This is a genomic window from Phenylobacterium sp. LjRoot219 (assembly GCF_964252995.1).
Lineage (GTDB): Bacteria > Pseudomonadota > Alphaproteobacteria > Caulobacterales > Caulobacteraceae > Phenylobacterium.
This window is the reverse complement of record NZ_CAXUQI020000003.1, coordinates 197,613-220,594: the sequence shown is the minus strand read 5'-3', so window position 1 is coordinate 220,594 and position 22,982 is coordinate 197,613. Positions and strand designations below refer to the sequence as shown.

The window sequence follows — 22,982 nt, the reverse complement described above, 5'->3', positions numbered from 1 at the left end:
CGACGTCCACGAAGCCCGCCAGAGGTTTCAGCAAGACTTGCTCCCATATCCGCCATGAACCAATTCGGACGCCTGTCACCCGAAACCGGCTTGGAGCCCAGTGGTCAGACCGCTGCGCTCGGCGGCGGCGCCGACTCGCCCGAGGCGCTTCAAGGCCTCCGGCCCGGGAGCCAGCGGCCGCGCGATCGCGGCAAGGTGCGCTCCGCCCGCCGTGTCGTCGAGCTGCTGACCCTGCTGGCGGATGTCGGCTATGGCGTCACAGTCGGAGACGTTTGCGAAGGTCTTGGCTGGCCGCAATCTAGCGCCTCTGAGCTATTGCAAAGCCTGGTTGAGATGGGGCTGCTCTATAAGTCAGACGGACGCCGATATTCTCCCACCCCGCTCGCCGCATCGCTCGGGTGCGGCGCTCAGCCCCTGATGGTACGGTCTGGCCGGCTGCAACGAGCCATGGAGATCCTCGCGTGGCACACAGGTTACAGCACCGCGGTCATCGGCCGGGTCGGATTGGATGCGCAGGTGTTCGGATGGGTGCGCGGCGGCCGCCGGGACGGGCTGGAGCTTCGCACGGGGATGAAGGCGCCGCTGCATGAGACCGCAGCCGGATGGCTGCTGCTGTCGGCTTTGGACGATGGCCTAATCGCCCGCACGCTGCACAGGTTGCTTGCGGAAGCGCCACCGTCAAGGAAGTTCGACGTGCAGAGAGTTCGGAGTCAGATCGCCACCAGCGTCGCAGGCGGGCGCGTCTCAGGCCCCGGAGGATTTGCGCCGCAGAGCCGCCTTTGGGCCGCGCGGGTGCGGAACGCCGCCGTTGGACTGCCGCTCGCCCTCGCGATCTTTCATCCGCCCGACTCGAAGCCGGATCTTGGGCTGGTCTCAAGTCTCGAGAGTCTTGAGGACTTGCTCGAACCCTAGCCGGAGGCGCCTCCGCCAGACAGCGGCGCGCCGCTGCTAGCGCCGTCTTGCCACGCCACCGCCCCGGGCCGACGGCGGCGAGCCCGCTGAAAGCCATGCCAGCAGCGCTTCTCGCCGCATTCATGGCTTGGCGTCACTTCTCTATTACCTAGTTATATATGTATTGACACAAAGGCGCTTTCCGAGTGCTCTCCGGCCTACCGGCGATCGGCGAGCGGGCTGGTCAGCGCGGGCCCAGCCTATCGGCCGAACAAGACCGGAGAGGAACAATCTCAGTGGCTTCAAGCACCGCCATCAAGTTGAAGAGCGGCAAGGACCTGCCGGCGCATGTGCCGGCCTCACTCGTCCGCGAGGTGTCGCAGTTCCTTCGGCCCAACACATCGCCGGACCCCTACGCCAGCACGAAGGAAGTCTTCGAGACCTTCCCGAGGATCTTCTTCTCCCCGGAATTCGCGCCCGGACAGTACGACGGCACGTGGGTAGTCACGCACTACGAAGACATCCGCGACGTCTATCAGACCGACGCGCTCTATTCGACCGCCGAGTCCGCCGGATTCCAGACGCTCATCGGCGAAACCTTCCGCATGATCCCGCTGGCGATCGATCCGCCCGAGCACGGCAAATACCGGGTCCTGCTGAACCCCTGGTTCTCGCCCAAGGCGATCACGGCCCTGGAGCCGAAGATCCTCGCCACCATCAACGTCCTGATCGACGAGTTCTGGTCCAAGGGCGGGTGCGACGTCGCCTACGACTTCGGCCGTATCTACCCGGTGCGGGTCTTCATGGACCTAATGGGCTTTCCGCCGGAGCAGCTGGAGGAGTTCCTCGCCTGGGAGTACGCCATCCTGCACGGCAACCGCGACGTGGAGCGCATGAAGTGGGGAATCGGCTCGGCCGTCGCCTACCTCCGCGGCTTCATCGATGAGATGCGCCGCTCGCCGGCGGAGAACCTCACCAGCCATATCGTCCACGGGGAGGTTGAGGGCCGGCCGCTGACGGATGACGAGATCATCGGCACCGTCGCCTTCCTGTGGCTCGGCGGCCTCGACACGGTGGCGGCGAGCACGTCGCTGATGTTCCGCAGGCTGGCGCTCGATCCGGACCTGCAGCAGCGGCTGCGCGAGAATCCGGACCTGATCGCCGACGCCGTCGAGGAATTCCTGCGGCTGCACCCGCTTGTGAACTCGGTCCGCCTCGTGAAGCAGGACCACGAGATCCACGGGGTGCAGATCAAGCGGGGCGATCACATCATGTGCTACAACGCGACGGGGAATTTCGATCCGTCGGAGTTCGAGAATCCCCGCGAGTTCGACCTCGACCGCGCCAACAACCGGCACTTCACCCTCGCCGGCGGCCCGCACCGCTGCCTGGGCTCGCACCTAGCGCGCCGCGAACTGCGGCTTGCGCTCAGCGAGTTCTTACGCCGGATTCCCGCCTTCCGGATCAAGCCGGGCGCGGACTTGACCACTCACCCCGGGCTCATGGCCGTCGCTCGCCTCCCCGTCGTCTGGGACGCGGGCAAGGCTCTATCCTGCTAGAGGGCGCCGGGCGGGGCTGCCGAGGCTTCTCGGGTCTGCTGGCGGGCCCCTCGCGCGGGCTGGCCGGCGGCTGCGGCGTGACACGATTGCACTGGATAGTTAAATAGGTTGAATAGGTGTGCGGGCTGGCGCCCGCCGCCCGGCTACGGAGAGGACTCATGAAGATCATAGCCGATCAGAAACGCTGCGCCGGTCACGCGCGCTGCGCCTCCGTAGCTCCGGAGGTCTTCGAGCTCACCGATGACGGCTACATCGGCTTTGCGGAAAAGGCTCTGCCCGAGCCCATGGCGGCCCTGGCCCGGCGTGGCGTTCGCGCCTGTCCCGAACGCGCCCTGGTGATCGTCGACGAGGGCGAGTGAAGGATGGGGCGCACGCCGCGCGCCTCGGCCTCAGTGAATTGGAGAGTTCCGATATGAATCTGCCGCTGAAAATCGCCAATTCCGTCTTCGTGGGCGGGGAATGGATTAAGGCCTCCGGCGAGCCGGAACCGGTGGTCAATCCCGCCACCGAGGAAGTGATCGGCCTGGCGCCGGTGGCCACGCGATCAGAAGTCGAGTCCGCCATCGCTGCGGCGCGCGAGGCCTTCGACCGCGGTCCCTGGCCGCGGATGTCCGCGCCCGAGCGCGCCGCGGTTCTGACCCGCTTCCACGACGCCCTGGTCGCCAGGCGCGACGACATCATCCGCATCCTTGTGGCCGAGGCTGGCGCGGTGGCGGCGATTCTGCCGGTTCAGTTCGACCGCCCGATGCTGCTCGCAAAGGACGCAATCGAGCGTGGCGCGCGCTATCGCGACACGCCCCTGCCCCCTGGCACGATTCCGAACGCCGCCGGCGGCCGCAGTCTGGTGGGCGGCGTGATCCGTCGCGAGCCGGTGGGGGTGGTCGCGGCGATCACGCCCTACAACTATCCCTACCTGCTCAACGTGGTGAAGCTGTTCCCCGCCCTCGTCACCGGCAACACCGTTGTCCTCAAGCCCTCGCCCTTCACGCCGTTCAGCGCCCTCATCGTCGCCGAAGTCGCCGCGCAGGTCGGTCTGCCGAAAGGGGTGGTAAACATCGTCACCGGCGGCCAGGACGTGGGCGAACTGATGACCACCGACCCCAGGATCGACCTGATCAGCTTCACCGGCTCCGACAAGGTCGGCGCCGCCATCGCCGGCCAGGCGGCGCCGACCCTCAAGCGCCTCCACCTGGAGCTCGGCGGAAAGTCGGCGATGATCGTGCGCGGCGATGCCAACCTCGACGCCGCGGTGCGGGCCGGGATGTCCTATCTCATGCACTGCGGACAGGGCTGCGCGAACCAGACCCGGCAGCTGGTGCACAACAGCGTCCGCAAGTCCTATGTCGAGGCTTTGGCCCAGGCGCACCGGGCGATGAAGATCGGCGACCCAGCGGACACCTCGGTGACTCTCGGACCGCTCATCCGCGAAAGCCAGCGCGCCCGGGTCGAGCACTATGTCCAGGAGGGACTGAAGGGCGGCGCGGTGCTGGTCACCGGAGGCCAACGGCCGGCGCACCTCGAGCGGGGCTTCTTCTACGAGCCGACCCTGTTCGACGATGTCGACAACGCCTCGGTGCTTGCTCAGGAAGAAGTGTTCGGCCCGATCTGCGCAGTGATCGGCTTCGACACCGATGAGGAGGCCGTCGAGATCGCCAACGACTCGCAGTTCGGCCTGTCGGGCGGGATCTTCTCCTCCGACCTGGGCGCGGCCTTCGACATGGCCTGCGCCATCCGCACTGGCGGCATCTCCATCAACGAGGGCGGCTCGGCCCCGAATTCGCCGATCATCCCGCCGTTCGGCGGCGTCAAGCGGTCAGGCATCGGGCGCGAGTGGGGCGACGAGGGCCTCAACGCCTTCACGGAGCTGAAGTCGCTCTCCTTCCGGCAGATATGAGAGGCTTGGCCAGGCCGAGCAGGAGACGACCCCACGCCTGATCGGCCGTCCTGGCTATGGCGAACGCCTCTGGCGCCGCTCGGCGCGGTGTGAGCGGCGTGCGGGCACGCACCGCGCGTGCGGTGCGTGCATGGGCGCGTCGAGGTCATGGCCCCGGCTTGATCTGTGAGCGATGCTGGAAGAGGGGGCGGCGAGAGCCGCCCCCGCCCCCGTCAGACGGAGCGAGTGCGCCCCAGCGGTCGGCCAGGGGCCGAAGGCGTGATGCGGCCGTTGGGCACGCGCGCCGCTACCAGCCCGCCATGGCCGCGGCGCGCGCGCGGTGCGTCGTCGGGCCGCCGAGATAGGCGCGGTCGAAGAGCGCGCGCCGAAACCAGACGTGCAGCCCATGCTCCCACGTGTAGCCGATGCCGCCATGGGCGGCGATAGCGGCGCGCATCACCGAGACGTAGCGATCGGCGACATGAGCCTTGGCGATCGCCGCGGCGCGCGGCGCCTCCGGCAACTGAGCGTCGTGCGCGTAGGCTGCGTACCAAACCAATGCCCGCGCCGGCTCGGTCTCGAGGGCCATATGGGCCAGCTGGTGCTTCAGCCCCTGGAAGCGGCCGATGGGCTGGCCGAATTGTCGGCGCTCCTTGGCGTAGGCGACCGAGCGCTCAACGCATTCGTCGGCGCCGCCCCATGCTTCGGCGGCGAGCAGCACCAGGGCGGCGTCGAATGCGCGCCAGGCGCGGGCGTCGCCCGGCGCACAAAGCAAGGTGGCGGGCGCCCGGGCGAAGGTGACCCGGGCCCCGCGGCGGGTGGGATCGGACGAGGGGAGCGGCTCGATCGAGACGCCGGCGCCAGCCTCGACGAGCGCCAGGCCGGCGCCGACCGTCCCGACCAGAAAGAGCTGGGCGGCGTCCGCCCCCACCACATAGTCGACGACGCCCGAGGCCTTGCCTTCCTCCAGGGTCACGTTCCAGGTGTCAGGCACCCAGGCGCCGCCGAACGCAACCGTGGCGACCTGGCGGCCCGCGGCGAGGCTCGGCAACCACCGGACCTTTGCGTCCGCGTCGTCCGTTGCCGCGATCGCGAGCCCGACGAGGAGATGCTCGATGAGCGGGCCCGTGGCCGCCGCCGCGCCAGCGACCTCGAGCGCGAGAGCCAGATCAACCAGGCCAAGCCCGCTGCCGCCATGTTCCTCCGGCAACGCAAGCCCTCCAAGGCCCAGCGCCATCAACACGTCCCAGCTGGGCTGGTCGATCGAGGCCGTTCCGTCGACGATCGCGCCCAAGCGCTCGCGCGGAAAGGCGTCGGCGAGGGCGCGGCGCAGCGTCTCCTGGATCGCCAGCTGCTCCTTGGACGGATGAAACCTCACGCCTCTCCCCCCATGGCGAGGTCGCGGGGCAGGCCAAGGCCGCGCTCGGCGATGATGTTGCGCTGGATGTTGCTCGCGCCGCCGGCGATGGAGTTGCCGAGGCTGCCCATGATCTGGTCGAGCCATTTCTCGGGCCCGCGTCCCCGGGCGCCTGCGGCCGCCGGCTGCAGCAGGGCCGCGTCGCCGATCAGCTCCTGCGCGAGCAAAGCGATCTCGTGGCCCGTCTCGGTAAGGAACAGCTTCATCATGAGGCCAAGCCGCCCTGGATCCTCCTGCGCGGCGGCGAGCGAAAAGAGGCGGTAGCTGGAGCACCGGTGGGAGAGCACCGAGCCTTCGATGCGGATCAGGGCCTGGCGGATCTCCGGATCCTCGATGGCCGGGCGGCCGGCCCGCTGGACCGTGCGGGCCAGCTCGACAAGCTTCTCGTACTGCGCGCCCAGGCCTTCGGCGGAGCCGATGTTCGCCCGCTCGTGCTTCAGCGTCGTGCGCGAGATTCGCCAGCCCTGCCCGCGCTCGCCGACGATCCAGTCAGCCGGCGTCGTCGCATTGTCGAAGAAGAACTCGTAGAAGCCTGCGCCGCCGGTCATCTGCCGGATCGGACGGCGGGTCACGCCTGGCTGATCGAGGTCGATCAGCAGGTAGGAGATCCCTTCGTGCTTCGGTGCGTCCGGCTCGGTGCGGATCAGCGCGAACATGTGGGTCGCGCGGCCCCCCTCGCTGGTCCAGATCTTCTGGCCGTTGATCACCCAGCGGCCGTCCACAAGGTCGCCCCTGCAGCGGACGGACGCCAGGTCAGAGCCCGTGCCGGGCTCGGAATAGCCCTGCCCCCAGACGAGGTCGCCGGCGATCGTCGGTGGGATGAAGCGCTGGCGCTGCGCCTCGGTGCCGCGCTCGAGCAGGGTCGGCACCAACATGGCCGTTCCGTTGCCGGGCGCCTCCATCGGCGCCCCAACGCGGCGGAACTCCTCACGGATCACCTGGGCGCGCACCACGTCGATCGGCTGCTCGCCGCCGCCGTAGCGGCGCGGCACATTGCGGTAGAGGTAGCCCTGCTGGGCGGCGACGGTGCGAAACGCGCGCACATGCTGGGCCAGAGCCTCGCCACGACAGTCGCCCGGCCGCCAAGACGCGGCGAGAAACGCACGCACCTCGCCGCGGAACGTCTCCGCGTGCGGTCCATAGCTAAGATCCATCGGACTCCCTCCCATTGTCGCGACCGCGGGCGGCCACTCGGAGACCGTTGGAGACACTCTAAAAGAAATCACCTCGCTCACCAAGTGAGCTTTCAAGCGCGCCTATAGGCGCAATCGACGCTCGCCCGGGCGGCGGATCCGCGGCCCGCATCAAGATCGCAGGGGTCTCGACCTCTCTCCGGACCGGCGCGCGGCCGGCGGCGCGCCGGTGCCCCGAAGCTGCGGCTGGATCAGGCCGCGCCGCCGAAGGTCCCGCCTTCGGCCACGAGGCGCTGCAGGAGCGCCGCCGGACGATAGGCCTCGCCGTGCTCGGCTTCGAATTCCTCAAGCTTGGCCAGGACCTTGGGCAGGCCCACGGTGTCGCCCCAGAACATCGGACCGCCGGTGTGCGCCGGCCAGTTGTAGCCGAGGATCGCCGCGACATCGATGTCGGAGGCGCGCAACGCGACGCCCTCCTCAAGGATCTTCGCGCCTTCGTTCACGACCGGATAGAGCAGGCGCGCGATGATGTCCTCGCGGCTGTGCGGCGGTTTCTGCGCGATCCCCTTGAAGGCGGCGTAGTCCCGGATCACCGCCTTCGCCGCCGGCGAGGGCCTGGATGTCCGGTTCTCGTCGTAGTCGTAGTAGCCGCCGTTCTGCTTCTGACCCAGGCGGCCCTGCGCCACGAGGTCGCCGCGGAGCGTGCGCTCTTTGTGGTCGCGGCCGAGCACGTCCAGCCCAACAAGATCGGTCATCGCAAACGGCCCCATGGCGAAGCCGTAGTCGTAGATCACCTGATCGACGTCCTCCGGCGCCGTGCCCTCCAGGATCAGAAGCTCCGCCTGGCGGCTGCGCGGTCCCATCAGCCGGTTGGCGATGAAGCCGTGGCAGACGCCGCTCAGCACCGGCGCCTTGCCGATCCGACGCGCCAGATTCATGGCGGTGGCGATGACCTCCTTCGAAGTCTTGTCGCCGCGCACCACCTCCAGCAGCCGCATGACGTTGGCCGGCGAGAAGAAGTGCAGGCCGACCACCTGGCCCGGGCGTCGGGTGGCGGCGGCGATCTCGTTCACGTCGAGGAAGGAGGTGTTGCTGGCCAAGATCGCATCGGGCTTGGCGAGGCCGTCGAGCTTGGCGAAGATCTCCTTCTTGAGCGGCATGCTCTCGAACACCGCCTCAATCACCAGGTCGACGTCGGCGAGCACGCCCATGTCGGTCGCCGGCCTGATCAGGGCCATGCGCGCCTCGACGTCCGCCGCCGTCACCTTGCCGCGCTTGGCGCTGATCTCGTAGTTGCGGCGGATCACCCCCAGGCCGCGATCCAGGGCCGCCTGGGTCACGTCCACCAGCCGCACCGGTATGCCGACGTTCAGGAAGTTCATCGCGATGCCGCCGCCCATGGTGCCCGCGCCGATCACGCCCACCGAGCGGACCGGCAGCTCCGGGGCGCCCTGCGGCACGTCCGGCACCTTGGAGGTCTGGCGTTCGGCGAAAAAGACGTAGCGCCGGGCGGCCGACTGGGCGGAGCCGACAAGCTCGTGGAACAGCTCCCGCTCGCGCGCCATGCCCTGGTCGAACGGCAGCTCGACGGCGGCCTCGATCGCCTTGATGATCGCCTCCGGCGCCAGGAGGCCGCGGAACGCCCGGGCGTTCTTGCGGCGGAATTCGTCGAAGATCTCGGGCTTGCCGCGCGCCGCGGCGACCTTGTCCTCACGGTCGCGGACGAGCGTCGCCGGCGCGTTCGCAGCCAGCACGTCGCGCGCGAACGCGATGGCGTCCTCGCGCAGCGCGCCTTCAGCCGCCAGACGGTCGACCACGGCGAGCTTGACCGCGTCTTCGGCGCCGATCGGCCGGCCGCCGGTGATGAGGTCGAGGGCGATCTCAGGCCCGACGACGCGGGTCAGCCGCTGAGTGCCGCCCAGGCCCGGCAGGATGCCCAGATTCACCTCCGGCAGCCCCACCCTAGCCGAGGGCGCGGCGATGCGGTGGGTGCAGACTAGCGCCAGCTCGAGGCCGGCGCCCAGGGCCGTGCCGTGGATGGCGGCCACCACCGGTTTGCCGACGCCCTCGATTTGCCGGAACACTTCGCTAAGGTCCGGCGACTGCGGCGTCTTGCCGAACTCGTTGATGTCGGCGCCGGCGAAGAAGGTGCGCCCGGCACAGATCAGCACGATGGCGCGGACCGCCGGCTCGTCGCGGAAGCGGCTGAAGCCCTCGGCGAGGGCGCGGCGCGCATCGAGGCCCAAGGCGTTGACCGGCGGGGAGTCGATTGTGACGACGCCGATCTCGCCGTCCACCATGTAATGACCAGCCTGCATTGCAGCCAACCTCGATAACCTAGTTTATCTGGTCAGCCTTCGCACAGGGCGGTGGGCCGGCGCAACCACCCTCGCGCGCCGGCGTCGCTCTCGCCGCCCGCGCTCAGCGCCGCCCGCAACGCCGGCGAGCTCACCTTCATCGAGGGGGTCCGCGGGATTTCCGGCAGCACGTGGAACGCCACTGGAACGCAGTAGGGCAGCAGATGGCGCCGGACATGGGCCGACAAGGCCGCCTCGCTCGGCGGCTCGGCGGCCGCGCGAAGCGCGATGGCGGCGACCGGGACCTCGCCGAGCCGCGCATCGGGCACGCCAACGACGCCGGCTTCGCGCACCGCTGGATGTAGCTCCAGGACGCGCGCCACCTCGTCGGGCTGGACCTTGAAGCCGCCGCGGTTGATCGAACTGTCCAGCCGCCCCTTGATCCACAGGAACCGGTCCGCGTCGAGGACAGCACGATCCGTCGTGCGGATCCAGGCCTCCGGGCTGCCGATCGAGGCGCCGCGCAGCTCCAGCGCGCCCTCCTCGCCCAGCGGTCGCGGGGCCCCGGTCTCAGGATCGACGATACGAGCCTCCACGCCCTTGTTGATGCGTCCGGCCGCGCCGCGCTTGCTCGACCAGTATTTGCGAAAGGCCGGCAACGACCAGGTCGCAGCCGAGCCGGCGAACTCAGTCGCCCCGTAGTTGCCCAGGACGGCGACGCCGTAACGCTCCTGGAACGTATCGACGAGCGCGGGGTCCAGCGGGGCGCTGCCGGAGCCGATCGCCGCCAAGCTAGCGAGATCCTCGCGCGGCGGATCCGCATCCAGGATCATCCGCAAGGCTGCTGGCGGAAGGCCTGCTTGCTTGGGGCGATGCTCCACGATCGCCGCGCGCCAGGCCTCGACGGAGAAGCGCTCGAGCAGCACCAACGGGCGTCCGCTCATCGCCGTCGACACCACGTTCCAGACACCGGAGATGTGCACAAAGGACGAGTGGACGATCGAAGGCCTCAGCGCGGCCGCCTCCTCTCCCGCGGCGGCCGCGGCGGCCGCGGCGGCATCGAGCTGCCGCTCGAGCACGGCGCGCTGAAGCGGCACGCGCTTGGGCGGGCCCGTCGTGCCCGAGGTGAGCATCAGAATGGCGCTCTCCCGACGCGGGGCGAGAAGGCCGCCGCCGACCGGACGCTCCAGACCGGCGACCAGCTCGACCGGCCGGGCGAAATCGCCGGTTAGGCTCAAGCCCGCCGCGCCACTCACGGCGACCGCCCTGCGGAACGCCGGGCGGTCCCAGTCTTGGGCGGCGGCGACCACGACCGGCGCGCGCGCCGATCGGACATCCTGTGCCAGTTGGTCGTCCGGCGCGAGCGCATTCAGCGTCAGCAGGCAGTGACCGCCGCGGAGCATCGCCAGAATGGCCGCGGCGTGAGCGGGCCGGTTGCGCAACGCGCAGGCCGCCACGCCGCCCTCGCCCAGTCCGAGCCGTGCGATGGCCTCATCGATCGCCTCGACCGACTGGCGCAGCTCGCTCCAAGTGATCCAGGCGCCGTCAAACTGCAGCGCGCGCCCATTTGGATCGCGCGCGAGCGCCGCGTCGATGCAATCGTGCAAATAGCCCATTCTGGCCCGTCCTCCCTACCCGACAGCGGGGCGGCGCTTGCGCAGCAACGAATGCGGACCGCATTGCGCTGTTCCCTGCGCCGCGGTCGCCCTGGCGGGAGCCGCGTGAAGCATCGCCCGGCTGGGGGCCCCGTGTCCGGCAAGTGACATCACTTACTAGGTGCACTACTATATGCCGGCAGGGCGTTGCGGAGTCGAGCACCCCTTTCCGGAGCGAACGCCAGCCCTTTAGAACAGTTGGGAGACGAACGCATGAGCGAACCGCACATCCTTCTGGAGCGCCACGGCGCGATCCAAATCATCCGCCTCAACCGGCCTGACCGGCTGAATGCGCTATCGCCCGAAATCTTCGCCGGCATGCATGAGGGCGTCGACCGCGCACTCGTCGACGGTGCACGCGCAATCATTCTGACCGGCGCCGGGCGGGGCTTTTGCAGCGGCGCCGACCTGCAGGCGGCAGGCGCGGCCGACCCCGAAACGATCGACCTGGGCGCCAATCTGGAAGCGACGATCAATCCGCTGCTCGAGAAAATCTCCACCCTGCCGATGCCGGTAATCACTGCGATCAATGGGCCGGCCGTGGGCATCGGCGCCGGGCTGGCGCTCTGCGGCGACTTCGCGATCGCCGCCGAGTCCGCCTATCTGCTCCTGGCCTTCGCACGGGTGGGCCTGGTCCCGGACGGCTCGATCAGCTGGACCCTGCCTCGCCTCGCCGGTCGCCAGCGCGCGGTGGAGGCGATGATGCTGGGCGAGCGGATCGGCGCCGAGCGGATGGACCAGTGGGGCCTCATCTACAAGCGGGTCCCCGACGACAAGCTGATGGAGGAGGCGTTGGCGCTCGGCGAACGGCTTGCCGTCGGCGCGACCCAGTCCTTCGCCATCATCAAGCGCATCCTGCGCACGTCGCTGGACGGCACCTTCAGCGAGACCTTGCAGGCCGAACGGGTCGGCCAGCGCGACGCCTGCCGGACCGCCGATTTTCGCGAGGGCGTCGCAGCTTTCGCAGCCAAGCGCCCGCCCGCCTTTCAGGGACGCTGATCCCGGGCCGACCGCGCGCCGGCGGCGGGCGATGTCGACGTGCGCGGCAAGGCGGGCTCTCAACCGCGCCATCGACCTCGATCGCCGCCGCGCTTGGGTCAGGAACGCCCTAAGCCCCGCTAGAGCCGATGCTGCGCCGGACCCAGGCGGCTCGGCGGACATCACATACGCTTGACCCGCCGCGACTCACATATATAACCAGGTCATAAACCCGACGCTTGGCAACCAGGGCAAGTGACTTATGAAAATCCGGCGGATCACCGACGCGTTGAGGGTGCGCGCGCGCAACCAGCGCGACGACATCGCGCATGACGATACCCGCCGGACGCTCACCTTCGCCGAGTTCGACCGCGAAGCGGACGAGATTGGCGGCGGCCTCGCCGCCGCCGGATTGAAACCCGGCGACCGCGTGTTCCTGCCGATCAGCAATCAGCACGCGGTTGAGCACTGCGCCGCAGTCTTCGGCGTGCTGCGCGCAGGGGGCATCGTCTGCCCGATCAACACGCGCTTCAGTCCCGAAGAAGTGCGCGACTACGCCAAGCTGGTCGAGCCCCGCTGGGCCATTTCCGACGCCATGGACCTGATCGAGGGCATCCCGTTGCAGCAGGCGTGGGACGCCGAGGCGATGCCGCGAGACCCCGACGCCTTGCCCGATCAGGAGAGCCTCGACGCCGACGCCGACGCCGAGATCCTCGCCACCTCCGGCACGACGGGCAAGATCAAGGGCGTCGTCGTCAGCCACCCCGACCTGGTGAGCCGGGTGACCGGCGCCAACAGGGACGGCTCTCGCTCGACCTTGCACGCCCTGCCGCTCACCGGCTCAGGCGGCAACATCGGCATCGTCATGCTGCCCGCGCGCGGCGGCGCCACCGCCTACACCCAGCCGAAATTCGACGCCAAGGGCTTCCTCGAGCTGGTCCGCGCCAAAAAGCCCGATCTCATCTATCTGGTGCCCTCGATGCTGCGGCTGATCCTCGATCTGCCCGACGTCGGCGACCACGACTTCGCCGGCGTCAGATACCTGATGACCGGCACCGCCCCGCTGCCGCACGACTCCGTCGAGCGCGCGCTGGCGCTGTGGCCGCATGTGCGCATGCGCAATAGCTACGGCATGTCCGAGGGCGGCATCAGCATCGGGACCACGAGCGAGGCCCAGGTCCGCAAGCCGGGCTGCGTCGGCAAGCTGCCGGCGCACATGCAGCTGCGCGACGAGGCCGGCAACGTCGTCACCGAGACCGGCGTCGTTGGCGAGATCTACGGCTACCAGAGACACCCGCGCCGCTACTGGAACGACCCGGAAGCCACCGCCGCGTCGTTCGTCGGCGGCTGGACGCGCTCGGGCGACCTCGGCTTTGTCGACGCCGACGGCGACCTGATCATGGCTGGGCGGTCCAAGGAGCTGATCATCCGCGGCGGCTACAATATCACGCCGCTGGAGATCGAGACCGTGCTGCATCGTCATCCCGCGGTGCAGATGGCCGCAGTCGTCGGCGTGGATCATCCGGTGCTCGGCGAGGACATTGCCGCAGCCGTCACCTTGCGGCCGGGCGCGACGGTCACCGCCGAGGAGCTCTCGGCCTTCGCCCGCGAAAGCCTGGCCGACAACAAGGTGCCGCGCACCATCATCGTGCTGGAAGCCCTGCCGCTCAATCTCGCCGGCAAGGTGGTCAAGAAGGACCTCAAGCCGACGCTGCAGGCCGTCGCCGACGCCCGGCGCGGTCATAGCTGACCTTCGCCGGTCTGCGTCCGACACCAGCCGCGCAACGGTGGCCCAGTCCAGGCAGAGACGCCGGCGGGCCGATGGACATCTTAGACTAGGTGATCTATCTAGATACGTCAGCGCGCAACCCGGCTCTCGGGGGTCAAAGCGCCACGGGAAGCTTTCCCGGTCTTCGGAGCCGGGCTGCTCGCGCGGCCTCCCACTGAACCAGTAGAATGGTAACATAGCATGACGAAGGTTATGGAGGGGGTCCGAGTTCTCGAGATTGCTCAGTTCACGTTCGTGCCCATGGCGGGCGGCGTGCTGGCGGACTGGGGAGCCGACGTTATCAAGATCGAGCATCCCGTGCGCGGGGACGCCCAGCGCGGCATCAAAATGCTGCAGCGACTGGCGATCAATCCGCAGCGCACAAGCCTGATGCAGCACCCGAACCGCGGCAAGCGCTCGGTGGGGATCGACGTCTCCACGCCCGAAGGCCAGGCGTTGATCTACGAACTCGCCAAGACCTGCGACGTCTTTCTCACGAACTACCTTCCACAGCAGCGTCAGAAGCTGAAGATCGACGTCGAGCACATCCGCGCAGCCAACCCGAGCATCATCTACGTGCGCGGCTCGGCGTTCGGCGACAAGGGTCCTGAGCGCGAGAAGGGCGGCTTCGATTCCACGGCCTTCTGGGCGCGCGGCGGCTCGGCGGTGCTCGTCGCGCCCAAGGAGCTGGGATCGCCGCTGTTGCAGCCGGGTCCGGCGTACGGCGACACCATCGGCGGCATGAACATCGCCGGCGGCATTGCTGCTGCTCTGTTCCATCGCCAGCGCACCGGCAAGCCGACCGAAGTCGACGTCTCGCTACTCTCCTCCGGCATCTGGGCGACCGCCTGCAGCGTCGATGTGGCGATGGAGCTCAAGAAGGATCCGTTCGCAGCGCAGATGCCTGGCGATCCGAAGGGCGGCGCCAATCCCCTGGTCGGCATGTTCGCGACCCAGGACGGCCGCCACATCAGCCTGTCGGTCCTGACGCCGGGGCCATACATCAAGGATACGTTCGAGCACCTGCACATCGGCGACAAGGCCGACGATCCCCGTTTCGCCAGCGACGTCGAGCTGATGAAGCCGGAGAACACGGCCGCCGCCTATGAGCTGATCATCGCCGCCTTCAAGCAACGCCCCTTCTCCTACTGGGTCGAGCGGCTGAAGACGATGCGCGGCCAATGGGCGGCCTATCAGAGCGTGCATGACGTCGGCTTCGACGAGCAGGTGCTCGCCAACGACATGATCTTCGAGGTCGAGAGCGCCGACGGCGGGCCGCCCATCCGGCTCGTGGCCAATCCTGTCCAGTTCGACCATGCGGGCGTGCAGACCACGCGCGCGCCGGAAGCCTCGGAGCATACCGAGCTGGTGCTCATGGAGCTCGGTCTCGAATGGGACCGGCTTGAGGCGCTCAAGGCAAAGGGCGCCATCGCCTGAACCACGGCGACAGACCCTGCAGAGACAGTCGAATAAGATCGAGGAGCGTCATGAGACTCAAGGGCAAGCGGGCGGTGATCACCGGCGCCTCGCGCGGCATGGGCCGCAAGTTCGCCGAGGCCTTGGTGGCTGAGGGCGCATACGTCGCCGTCGTGGCCCGTCCTTCCGAGGCTCTGGACGCGACGGTCGCCAGCCTGGGGAAGTGCGCGATCGCCGCGCCCTGCGACCTGCTGCGACCCGAGCAGATCAACGCCGCGATCCACCGGGCGGCGGAGGCGTTCGACGGCCTGGACATCCTGATCAACAACGCCGGCATGCTGTTCCCGCGGGCGATCGCGGAGCTGCCGGACAGCGACCTCGAACGGCAGATCGGGGTCAACTTCGCCGCGCCGGTCATCGCCTGCCGAGCCGCGATCCCGTTCATGAAGGCCGCCGGCGGCGGCGACATCGTCAACGTCTCCTCTGAGAGCGTAAAAGTCCCCTTCCCTCTGTTGTCGATCTACGGAGCGACCAAATCGGCGCTGGAATACTTCACCCAGGTCCTGCGCGGCGAGGTGCGGCCCGACAACATTCGCGTGACGACGCTGCGTTCCGGCTTCATCGCCGACACCGAGCTTGGTCGGGAATGGGATCCAGAGCAGGCCGCGAAGTTCCGAAGCGCGATCATGAGCAGCGGCTACGCCAACATCAGCGGCTCGCGCGGCGCGCCACCCGAGACGATGGCCGAGGGTCTTGTCAGCATCCTAGCGCTTCCCCGTGAAGTGACGGCCGATATCGTCGAACTGCGCCCCACCGCGCCTTAAGCAGGGCCGCGTTCTACGCGCGGGCGGCCGGCGATCCGCGCCGGTCATCGCCCAAGCGCGGGGCACGGCCGCCGGTCAGGATTGGCCGACGGCCGCTGGGCCGGCTCGAGCACAAAGCCCGCTCAGGCGATCCTGGCGTCGCGGTCGCGCCAGTAGCGCGCGCGGATTTCACGCTTGTAGAGCTTGCCGGCGTCATCGCGTGGCAGCGCCGCATCGAAGTCGACCGAACGCGGGCATTTCAAGGAGCTCAGCCGCTCTCGGCAAAAATCGACGAGCTCCTGGGCCAGCGACGGGCCGGCGTCGCCCCAGTCGCGGGGCTGCACGACCGCCTTCACCGCCTCGCCCATCTCGGCGTCCGGCACGCCCACGACCGCGACTTCGGCGACCTTCGGGAGCAGGATCAGGACGTTCTCCGTCTCCTGGGGATAGACGTTCACGCCGCCGGCAAGCCGTGGCTGCGCCGGGGCCGACGGCGATCGTGCGCTGGTCCGGGCAGGTCGTTGCGGCGCTCGCGCGGAGCTCGGCGAAGTGAGCACGCGCACGCGGCTGTCGGCGAGGATCTAGGCGGCCTCAGCCGCGGTCAGGCGGGTCGATATGGGCGTGATGAATAGCCCCGCGCGCTGCGCCGCCCAGTAGACCTCCAAGGCGGCGAGCGTGTTGGGCAGCCACATGGCCGCCACGTCGCCCGCCGCCAGCGACAGCGCCCGGAACTTTGGGCTCCGCGGTGCGCGGCGGCCTCGAGTTCGCCATAGCTCAGCGTCTCGCCGGTCTCGGCGAGGATCGCCGCCGCCTTCTGCGGGGTCGCCCCGCATGGATGCGGGGATGCATGACTCTCCTTTCGACGGCGCGGCTTGACGCACGACCGGCGCAGAGCCTCGGGGACTAAGCCGTCCGCAGGCGCGCAAGGCGCCCGACGATGATCTCCTCCGCCTCGGCGACGATCCGCTCGATCAACTCGCGGCAGGTCGGCACGTCGTGGATCAGGCCCTGGACCATGCCGGCCGTCCAGATGCCGTGGTCCGGGTCGCCCCGGTCCAACCCCTGCTTGCCGCGAGCGCCCTTGACGAGGTGTGCGACGGCCTCGAACGGCTCGCCGCGGCCCTCGGCCTCCAGCACCTGGCGGGTGATCGCGTTCTTCGCGACGCGCACGGTGTTGCGGTAGGAGCGGAAGATCAGGTCGGTCGACCGCTCGTCGGCCGCCACCATCGCCTGCTTGAAGTTCTCGTGAATCGGCGCCTCGCGCGTCGCGCAAAAGCGCGTGCCCATGTTGACGCCGTCCGCGCCCAGTGCGAGCGCCGCCGCCATCCCGCGCCCATCGGCGAAGCCGCCCGAGGCCAGCATGGGGATCTTGACCTTGTCCGCGGCGGCCGGAATCAGGATCAGGCCGGGGATATCGTCCTCACCGGGATGGCCGGCGCACTCGAAACCGTCGATCGAGATCGCGTCTACCCCCATCCGCTCCGCCGAGAGCGCGTGGCGCACGGCGGTGCATTTGTGGATCACCTTGATGCCGTGCGCCTTGAAATGGACGACGTGCTCCTCGGGCTTGTAGCCTGCGGTCTCCACGATCTTGACCCCGCTCTCGATTATCGCCTGCCGGTACTGCGCGTACGGCGGCGGATTGATCGAGGGCAGGATCGTCAGGTTCACGCCAAACGGCTGGTCGGTCATCTCCCGGCAGCGCGCGATCTCGGCGCGCAGGGCCTCAGGCGTCGGTTGCGTAAGGGCGGTGATGACGCCCAGGCCCCCGGCGTTCGAAACGGCGGACGCCAAGTCGGCGGTTCCGACCCACATCATGCCGCCCTGGACGATGGGGTGCTTGATCCCGAGCAGGTCGGTGATCCGGGTCCTGATCACAGTCGTTCGTCTCCTGAAGTCAGCGTTCGATCGTGGGAGGCTTGCTCCACTGGGGCGCGACCGGCGCAGCGCGCGCCGGGAACCTGCAGACCGCAGGCGCGGTCGAGCAGATCCCAAAGGCGTCGGCGGCGACTGCGGCCATCATCCCTTTCCCACAGATCACTAACTATGTTAGCGATCACGCGTGAGGCTGTCGATGGCCGAACGCCGCTCAAGCGTCGCCTGCACTCCAGACCGCCGCTGGGCAAGGGCGGGCCGCAGGACCGATCACCGGGGACGTCATCGGCGCCCCGCCTTCACTCTCCAGGGAGCCACGCCAATGACCAAGGCCGTCATCCTGAGCGCGATGCGCACGCCGGTGGGCACGGCGCGCAAGGGTTCGCTCGTCCACACCGACGCCGAAACGCTCGCGCTGACCGCCCTCAAGGCCGCGCTCGCGCGCTCGGGGCTGGAGCCGGATGAGGTCGGCGACGTCGTCTTCGCAGAATCCCTCTACGGCGGCGGCGCGGTGGCGCGTCATGCGGCGATTGAGGCGGGCCTGGAACGCGCCGCCGGCATGGCCCTGAACCGGCATTGCGCCGGCAGCTTGACGGCGACAGGCGTCGCCGCCGCCTCGGTCCTCTGCGGCATGGAGGACGTCGTGATGGCCGGCGGGGTGCAGTCGAGCTCGACGGCGCCTGCGCTGCGCTACCGCACGCCGGGCGGCGATGAGGTGACCGAGCACTGGGCGCCGCCCACCCACCCAGACCGGGCGGACGCGCCCAACCGCGATATGTCGATCACCGTGGGATGGAACACCGCCCAGCTCGCCGGCGTCGATCGCGAACGGATGGACCGCTGGGCGCTGCGCTCTCACCAGCGCGCCATCGCGGCGATCGACGAAGGGCGGTTTATCGACGAGATCGTCGCAGTCGAGGCCGGCAAGGCCGGCGGCGGCGCCTTCCGCTTCGCCCAGGACGAGCATCCGCGCCGCGACAGCAGCTATGAGAAGCTCGCTAGCCTGAAGCCCATCCATCCCGAGATCGAGGGCTTCTCGATCACGGCCGGCAACGCGAGCGGCGTCAACGACGCGGCTGCTGCGTTGGCCGTCACCACCGACGTCTATGCGCGCGGCCGCGGGCTCACCCCACTCGCCGTCATTCACGGCTGGGCCGCGCTCGGCGTCGATCCCAAGCGTACGGGCCTGGCGGTGATCGACTGCGTCGAAAAACTGCTCGGGCGCGCCGGCCGCACCGTCCGCGACGTCAGGCTCTGGGAGATCAACGAGGCGTTCGCGAGCGTGCCGATCGCGGCGGCGGACGCGCTGAAGCTCGACGATGAGACGGTGAACGTGTCTGGCTCGGGGTGCTCCATAGGCCATCCGGTGGCCGCATCGGGCGGCCGCATGATCGCCACCATGATCCGCGATCTGCAGCGCCGCGGCGGCGGTCTGGGCGTGGCCGCCATGTGCGCCGGCGGCGGACAGGCCGGCGCAGTGCTGATCGAGGTGTGACGACGCTCGCCGGCGGATGTGATCGCTGGCCGATGGACACGACGCCAGGCGCGTTATCGTCACGTCAGGCGCCGCTGGCGTCCTAGCCGGGACCCGCGCCGCCCTGCGCGAGCTAGGCCCGGCCTTCGCTAGCCGAGGCGAGACGTTGCAGGTAGACGACCTAGTCAAATATCTGTTTGATGAGATCTCTGCGCATGTTGACTCCGTCCGGAAGGGAGGTCGAGGGTTGCGGACGAGCCGAAGCGCCCCGGCAGCAGTGGTGGTGGTCGACGAGAGGCGCACGGCGCCTCCGCGAAGGCCATCCGAGCCTGCATGACTCCGGCCGCAGCGGCGCCTGGCGGAGACCAAGACGCCCCCGCCCCGGCCTTGATCGATGGCGACAGCCAAAGGCGGTCAGGGGGGATAAGCGGAAAAGACCCCTTGCTGGACGCCGCCGCCGGGAAATTGCCCCTCGCGAGCCAAGACTCCAGAACGCACTGAAGGAACGCCCAGATGGAATACCAGACAATCATCGTCGAGAAGGCGAACCACATCGTCACGGTGACGATCAATCGGCCGGAGTCGTTCAACACCTTTACAAAGCGAATGCTCGAGGAGTTCTCCTACCTGTGGCGCCATATCGCCGAGGATGACGACGCCCACGTCGTGGTCCTGCGCGCCGCGCCCGGCCGCGCCTTCTCCACCGGCGCCGACGTAAAGGCTTCGAAGGAGGCCGATGGCGGCCTCTTCCATCCGAATATCTGGACGGCCGAAGACCCCGGCGACCGCCTTGCGCCTAAGGTCAACCGTTGCTGGAAGCCCTTGATCACAGCGGTCCACGGCCTCGCCGCCGGCGGCGCCTTCTATTGGCTCAACGAGAGCGACATTATCATCTGCTCCGAGGACGCCGCCTTCTTCGATCCGCACGTCACCTACGGGCTCACCGCGGCCCTGGAGCCGATCGGAGCGACCTACCGGATGCCGCTGGGCGATGTCTTGCGGATGACGCTGCTTGGCAATGATGAGCGAATCTCGGCCCGCACCGCGCTGCGCATCGGCCTCGTCTCCGAGGTTGTGCCGAATGATCAGCTTTGGGAACGCGCTCAGGAGCTCGCCGAGAAGATCGCGGCCAAGCCGCCGGCCGCCATCCAGGGCTCGGTTCGAGCGATCTGGGAGTCGCTGGATCAGCCGCGGTCGATCGCCCTGCAGACGGGCCTGAAGTACTGCTTCCTCGGCAATCCGATCGGGAGCGCCCAGGTGGATCGCTGGTCGATCATGGGCAAGGGCACAACCGCGTACACCATGCGCTGATTACACCGCTTCGCAGGGCCGACGAGCAGCAGCGCGCTGCCCGCCGCGCTTGCGGCGAGCCCTGCGAGCACCTGCCCGGCTCGCACGCCCGGCCCCCATCACCAACCGATCTTCGCCGGCCGCCGCACGCGGCGCGTTTCCATCTCGCCAGAAGTCGCAGGTGGTGAGCCCGGCTGAAGGCCTGGAGTGGCTTCGAACTCGGCTGCGCCAGCCGACCATGCAGCGGCGGCGTTTGGCGACGACGCCACACACAAGCCGACCATGACCGACGACGCGCGCGAAAAATCGGCGCTGCGCTCAGGGCTCCGGCGCCGACCGGCCGATCGTATCTTCGCCCGGAGGGAGATATCTCGCATGAGATACGTCTGCCGACACCGAGCTGCTCGACGACAGTCGAGCCACGGCCGCGCATCAGAACGGCCGATGGCTTCGTCCGGGCGCACCGAGCTTGTACGCCCGATAGCGGCAGGGCGCCGTCCTTGTCGATGAGCTCGCCCTGCGTGCGGAGCTCGCGCAGATGTTCCCCGCGGATGGGTCCGGAGCGCCCCAATGCGCCTGAGGAACCGGCCGGCGATGAAGGGGGCGACGCCGAGATGATCAAAGCCCGATCTTAGATGAAGCAGGACAGGTTCGCGGCGGGCAGCTCCCGATCGGATCTTCGGGTCCCGCCAGGTGGCCATCCAGGTGCCGCACGCTGATCGGCACGTTGCTTCGTCTTCATGTCTGATGCTGCGCGCAGCCGGTGACGGGTCCCCCGACGTCCAGCCGCGCGCAGAGATCGTCAGTTGTTGAGATTAATGAAGACGTTCTTTTCCTGGGTGAAGGAGATCAGCCCCTCGAGACACTCCTCGCGACCGATGCCGGACTGCTTGTAGCCGCCGAAGGGCGAGCCCAGAGCGTGGCGCGATACATCGTTGATCCAGCAGTAGCCGGCCTCCACGCGAGAGACGATGCGGTGCGCCTTGGCGATGTCCCGGGTCCACACCGCGCAGGTCAGGCCATATTCGAGCTGGTTGACCTGGCGCAGCATCTCCTCCTCGTCGCTCCACTTGAGCACCGACTGGACGGGGCCGAAGATTTCCTCGCGCGCGATGCGCATGTCCATCGTCACGTCGGCGAAGATCGTGGGCAACATGAAGAAGCCGTTCGCCAGCGCCGGATCCTTCGGCTGTTCGCCGCCATAGACGAGGCGCGCGCCTTCCTCGTGCGCGGACGCAATGTAGGACTTGACCCGGGCGAGCGCATTCCCGTCGATCAGGGAGCCCATCGTCGTCGCCGGATCGGTCGGAATGCCTGGCTTATACTTGGCGACGAGCGCGGGGATGCGTTCCAGGACCGCGTCATGAATGTCGGCGTGGAGGAAGGCGCGGCTGATCGACCCGCACGACTGGCCGGACCATGTATAGTTCATGCCGGACACCATCGCCTGCGCCACCTTGTCCGGATCGGAATCTGGAAAGACGATGAACGCGTTCTTGCCGCCCAGTTCCAACAGCACCCGCTTCAGCGAGTCAGCGGCGCTGCGCATGATCGCGCGCCCGGTCGGCACACTGCCGGTCAGCGCGATCATCGCAACGCCGGGATCGGCGACGAGCGCCGCGCCGAAGTCACGGCCGCCCGAGAGCACGTTGAAGACGCCGGGCGGGAGCAGACCCTCGAACAGTTCGGCGCCACGCAGCGCTGACAGCGGCGCCTGCTCAGGCGACTTGATCACCACCGTATTGCCGGTCGCAAGGGGAGCCGCCGCTCTGGCGACCGTAAAGCCCAATGGGTGGTTGAATGGCGCGATGCAGGCGACGACGCCATAGGGTTCGCGCACCGAGAAGCTGACCGCGTCGGGTCCCTGCGGCACCGAAACGCCCTTCATCTCCGTCACTAGACCGGCGCAATATTCGTAGATCATCGCGCAGCCCATCGCATCGCCCATCATCTCGTTGATGGGATTTCCACCGTCAGTGGCGTCGATGAGCGCGAGTTCACGCGCGTTGGCGCGGACGATCGCCGCCAATTCCCTGAGGATTTTTGCGCGCTCCATCGGCTTCACGTCGCGCCACACCCGGAAGCCTTCTTCAGCAGCAGCGACGGCAGGCCTGACATCTGCGGCCGTGGCCTCGCCGATCGAGCAGATCACCTCGCCCGTCGCCGGATTGGACACTTCGACCGTTTTGCCTTCGATCGGCTGATGCCACTTGCCCCCGTAGAACAGTCCACGACCGTCGGGAAACGCTACTTTTTGCTCCGACATAAACTTCTCCGCTTCAGATTTGTAGACCGGGCCGGCGATCGGGGCGGTCTCGCAGACCGCGTCAATCGCGGCGCTGACCGTGCAACTTGTTGCCTCCAAACCGTCCGCGTCAGTCTATCCTATTTTAGGATGCCTATCTCTATCGTCCTTACAACGTGATGATCGGGTTAGACAAAGTCAATTTTGCTTATGCGCGAGACTTCACCCGATTATATCGAGGTATGCGGCTAAGCCCGATTCATTTCGTCTTTCCGAATGCCAGCATCAATTTGGATCCGACCCGGAGG

General features: G+C 68.3%; 17 protein-coding genes. 10 read left to right on the top strand and 7 right to left on the bottom strand.

The window, feature by feature from the left end; genetic code table 11:
• Positions 1-54: 54 nt before the first annotated feature.
• The 4 genes from ACSQ14_RS25820 to ACSQ14_RS25805 all read left to right on the top strand — a co-directional run bounded on the left by ACSQ14_RS25820 (position 55) and on the right by ACSQ14_RS25805 (position 4,344).
• On the top strand, positions 55-912 hold the full coding sequence (locus tag ACSQ14_RS25820) for a helix-turn-helix domain-containing protein (RefSeq protein WP_436018006.1): 858 nt from the start codon (positions 55-57) through the stop codon (positions 910-912).
• A gap of 275 nt (positions 913-1,187) precedes the next feature.
• Positions 1,188-2,450 carry a cytochrome P450 gene (locus ACSQ14_RS25815; protein ID WP_436018004.1) on the top strand — a complete coding sequence of 421 codons (1,263 nt, stop codon included), beginning with the start codon at positions 1,188-1,190 and terminating at the stop codon, positions 2,448-2,450.
• A 158-nt stretch (positions 2,451-2,608) separates the two neighbouring features.
• Entirely contained in the window at positions 2,609-2,809 is a 201-nt protein-coding gene (locus tag ACSQ14_RS25810; RefSeq protein WP_436018002.1) for a ferredoxin, read from the top strand.
• A 53-nt stretch (positions 2,810-2,862) separates the two neighbouring features.
• Positions 2,863-4,344, top strand: coding sequence for an aldehyde dehydrogenase family protein (locus tag ACSQ14_RS25805; RefSeq protein WP_436018000.1), 1,482 nt, complete (start codon positions 2,863-2,865; stop codon positions 4,342-4,344).
• 286 nt (positions 4,345-4,630) lie between these two features.
• Here the strand turns inward: ACSQ14_RS25805 and ACSQ14_RS25800 are convergent, their stop codons facing one another.
• From ACSQ14_RS25800 to ACSQ14_RS25785, 4 genes are all read right to left on the bottom strand, one after another.
• Positions 4,631-5,701, bottom strand: a complete 1,071-nt coding sequence (locus ACSQ14_RS25800; protein WP_436017998.1) for an acyl-CoA dehydrogenase family protein — start codon at positions 5,699-5,701, stop codon at positions 4,631-4,633.
• The gene (locus ACSQ14_RS25795) at positions 5,698-6,894 is read right to left on the bottom strand and encodes an acyl-CoA dehydrogenase family protein (protein ID WP_436017996.1); all 1,197 of its coding nucleotides are present in this window, start codon (positions 6,892-6,894) and stop codon (positions 5,698-5,700) included. The genes ACSQ14_RS25800 and ACSQ14_RS25795 overlap by 4 nt, the downstream gene beginning before the upstream one ends.
• Positions 6,895-7,124: 230 nt before the next feature.
• On the bottom strand, positions 7,125-9,191 hold the full coding sequence (locus ACSQ14_RS25790) for a 3-hydroxyacyl-CoA dehydrogenase NAD-binding domain-containing protein (RefSeq protein ID WP_436017994.1): 2,067 nt from the start codon (positions 9,189-9,191) through the stop codon (positions 7,125-7,127).
• A 32-nt stretch (positions 9,192-9,223) separates the two neighbouring features.
• The gene (locus tag ACSQ14_RS25785) at positions 9,224-10,786 is read right to left on the bottom strand and encodes a class I adenylate-forming enzyme family protein (RefSeq protein ID WP_436017992.1); all 1,563 of its coding nucleotides are present in this window, start codon (positions 10,784-10,786) and stop codon (positions 9,224-9,226) included.
• A gap of 252 nt (positions 10,787-11,038) precedes the next feature.
• Between ACSQ14_RS25785 and ACSQ14_RS25780 the strand changes: the two genes are divergently transcribed.
• The 4 genes from ACSQ14_RS25780 to ACSQ14_RS25765 all read left to right on the top strand — a co-directional run bounded on the left by ACSQ14_RS25780 (position 11,039) and on the right by ACSQ14_RS25765 (position 15,811).
• Complete coding sequence (locus ACSQ14_RS25780; RefSeq protein WP_436017990.1) at positions 11,039-11,824, top strand: enoyl-CoA hydratase-related protein; 786 nt, start codon at positions 11,039-11,041, stop codon at positions 11,822-11,824.
• A gap of 241 nt (positions 11,825-12,065) precedes the next feature.
• On the top strand, positions 12,066-13,553 hold the full coding sequence (locus tag ACSQ14_RS25775; protein WP_436017988.1) for a class I adenylate-forming enzyme family protein: 1,488 nt from the start codon (positions 12,066-12,068) through the stop codon (positions 13,551-13,553).
• Between the two features lie 219 nt (positions 13,554-13,772).
• Positions 13,773-15,008 carry a CaiB/BaiF CoA transferase family protein gene (locus tag ACSQ14_RS25770; protein ID WP_436017986.1) on the top strand — a complete coding sequence of 412 codons (1,236 nt, stop codon included), beginning with the start codon at positions 13,773-13,775 and terminating at the stop codon, positions 15,006-15,008.
• Between the two features lie 50 nt (positions 15,009-15,058).
• Positions 15,059-15,811, top strand: coding sequence for an SDR family oxidoreductase (locus ACSQ14_RS25765; protein WP_436017984.1), 753 nt, complete (start codon positions 15,059-15,061; stop codon positions 15,809-15,811).
• Positions 15,812-15,933: 122 nt separating this feature from the next.
• Here the strand turns inward: ACSQ14_RS25765 and ACSQ14_RS25760 are convergent, their stop codons facing one another.
• Together ACSQ14_RS25760 and ACSQ14_RS25755 are read right to left on the bottom strand one after the other, a co-directional pair.
• Positions 15,934-16,248, bottom strand: a complete 315-nt coding sequence (locus ACSQ14_RS25760; protein WP_436017982.1) for an AMP-binding enzyme — start codon at positions 16,246-16,248, stop codon at positions 15,934-15,936.
• Positions 16,249-16,693: 445 nt separating this feature from the next.
• Positions 16,694-17,668 (bottom strand): NAD(P)H-dependent flavin oxidoreductase, encoded by a 975-nt coding sequence (locus tag ACSQ14_RS25755; RefSeq protein ID WP_436017980.1) that lies wholly within the window; start codon positions 17,666-17,668, stop codon positions 16,694-16,696.
• Positions 17,669-17,864: 196 nt separating this feature from the next.
• Between ACSQ14_RS25755 and ACSQ14_RS25750 the strand changes: the two genes are divergently transcribed.
• Together ACSQ14_RS25750 and ACSQ14_RS25745 are read left to right on the top strand one after the other, a co-directional pair.
• Complete coding sequence (locus ACSQ14_RS25750) at positions 17,865-19,160, top strand: thiolase family protein (protein ID WP_436017978.1); 1,296 nt, start codon at positions 17,865-17,867, stop codon at positions 19,158-19,160.
• A gap of 492 nt (positions 19,161-19,652) precedes the next feature.
• Positions 19,653-20,450: an enoyl-CoA hydratase/isomerase family protein gene (locus ACSQ14_RS25745; RefSeq protein ID WP_436017976.1), complete on the top strand. Its 798-nt coding sequence runs from the start codon at positions 19,653-19,655 to the stop codon at positions 20,448-20,450.
• Between the two features lie 781 nt (positions 20,451-21,231).
• Here ACSQ14_RS25745 and ACSQ14_RS25740 read toward each other — a convergent pair.
• Positions 21,232-22,695: an aldehyde dehydrogenase family protein gene (locus tag ACSQ14_RS25740; RefSeq protein WP_436017974.1), complete on the bottom strand. Its 1,464-nt coding sequence runs from the start codon at positions 22,693-22,695 to the stop codon at positions 21,232-21,234.
• Positions 22,696-22,982: the final 287 nt, after the last annotated feature.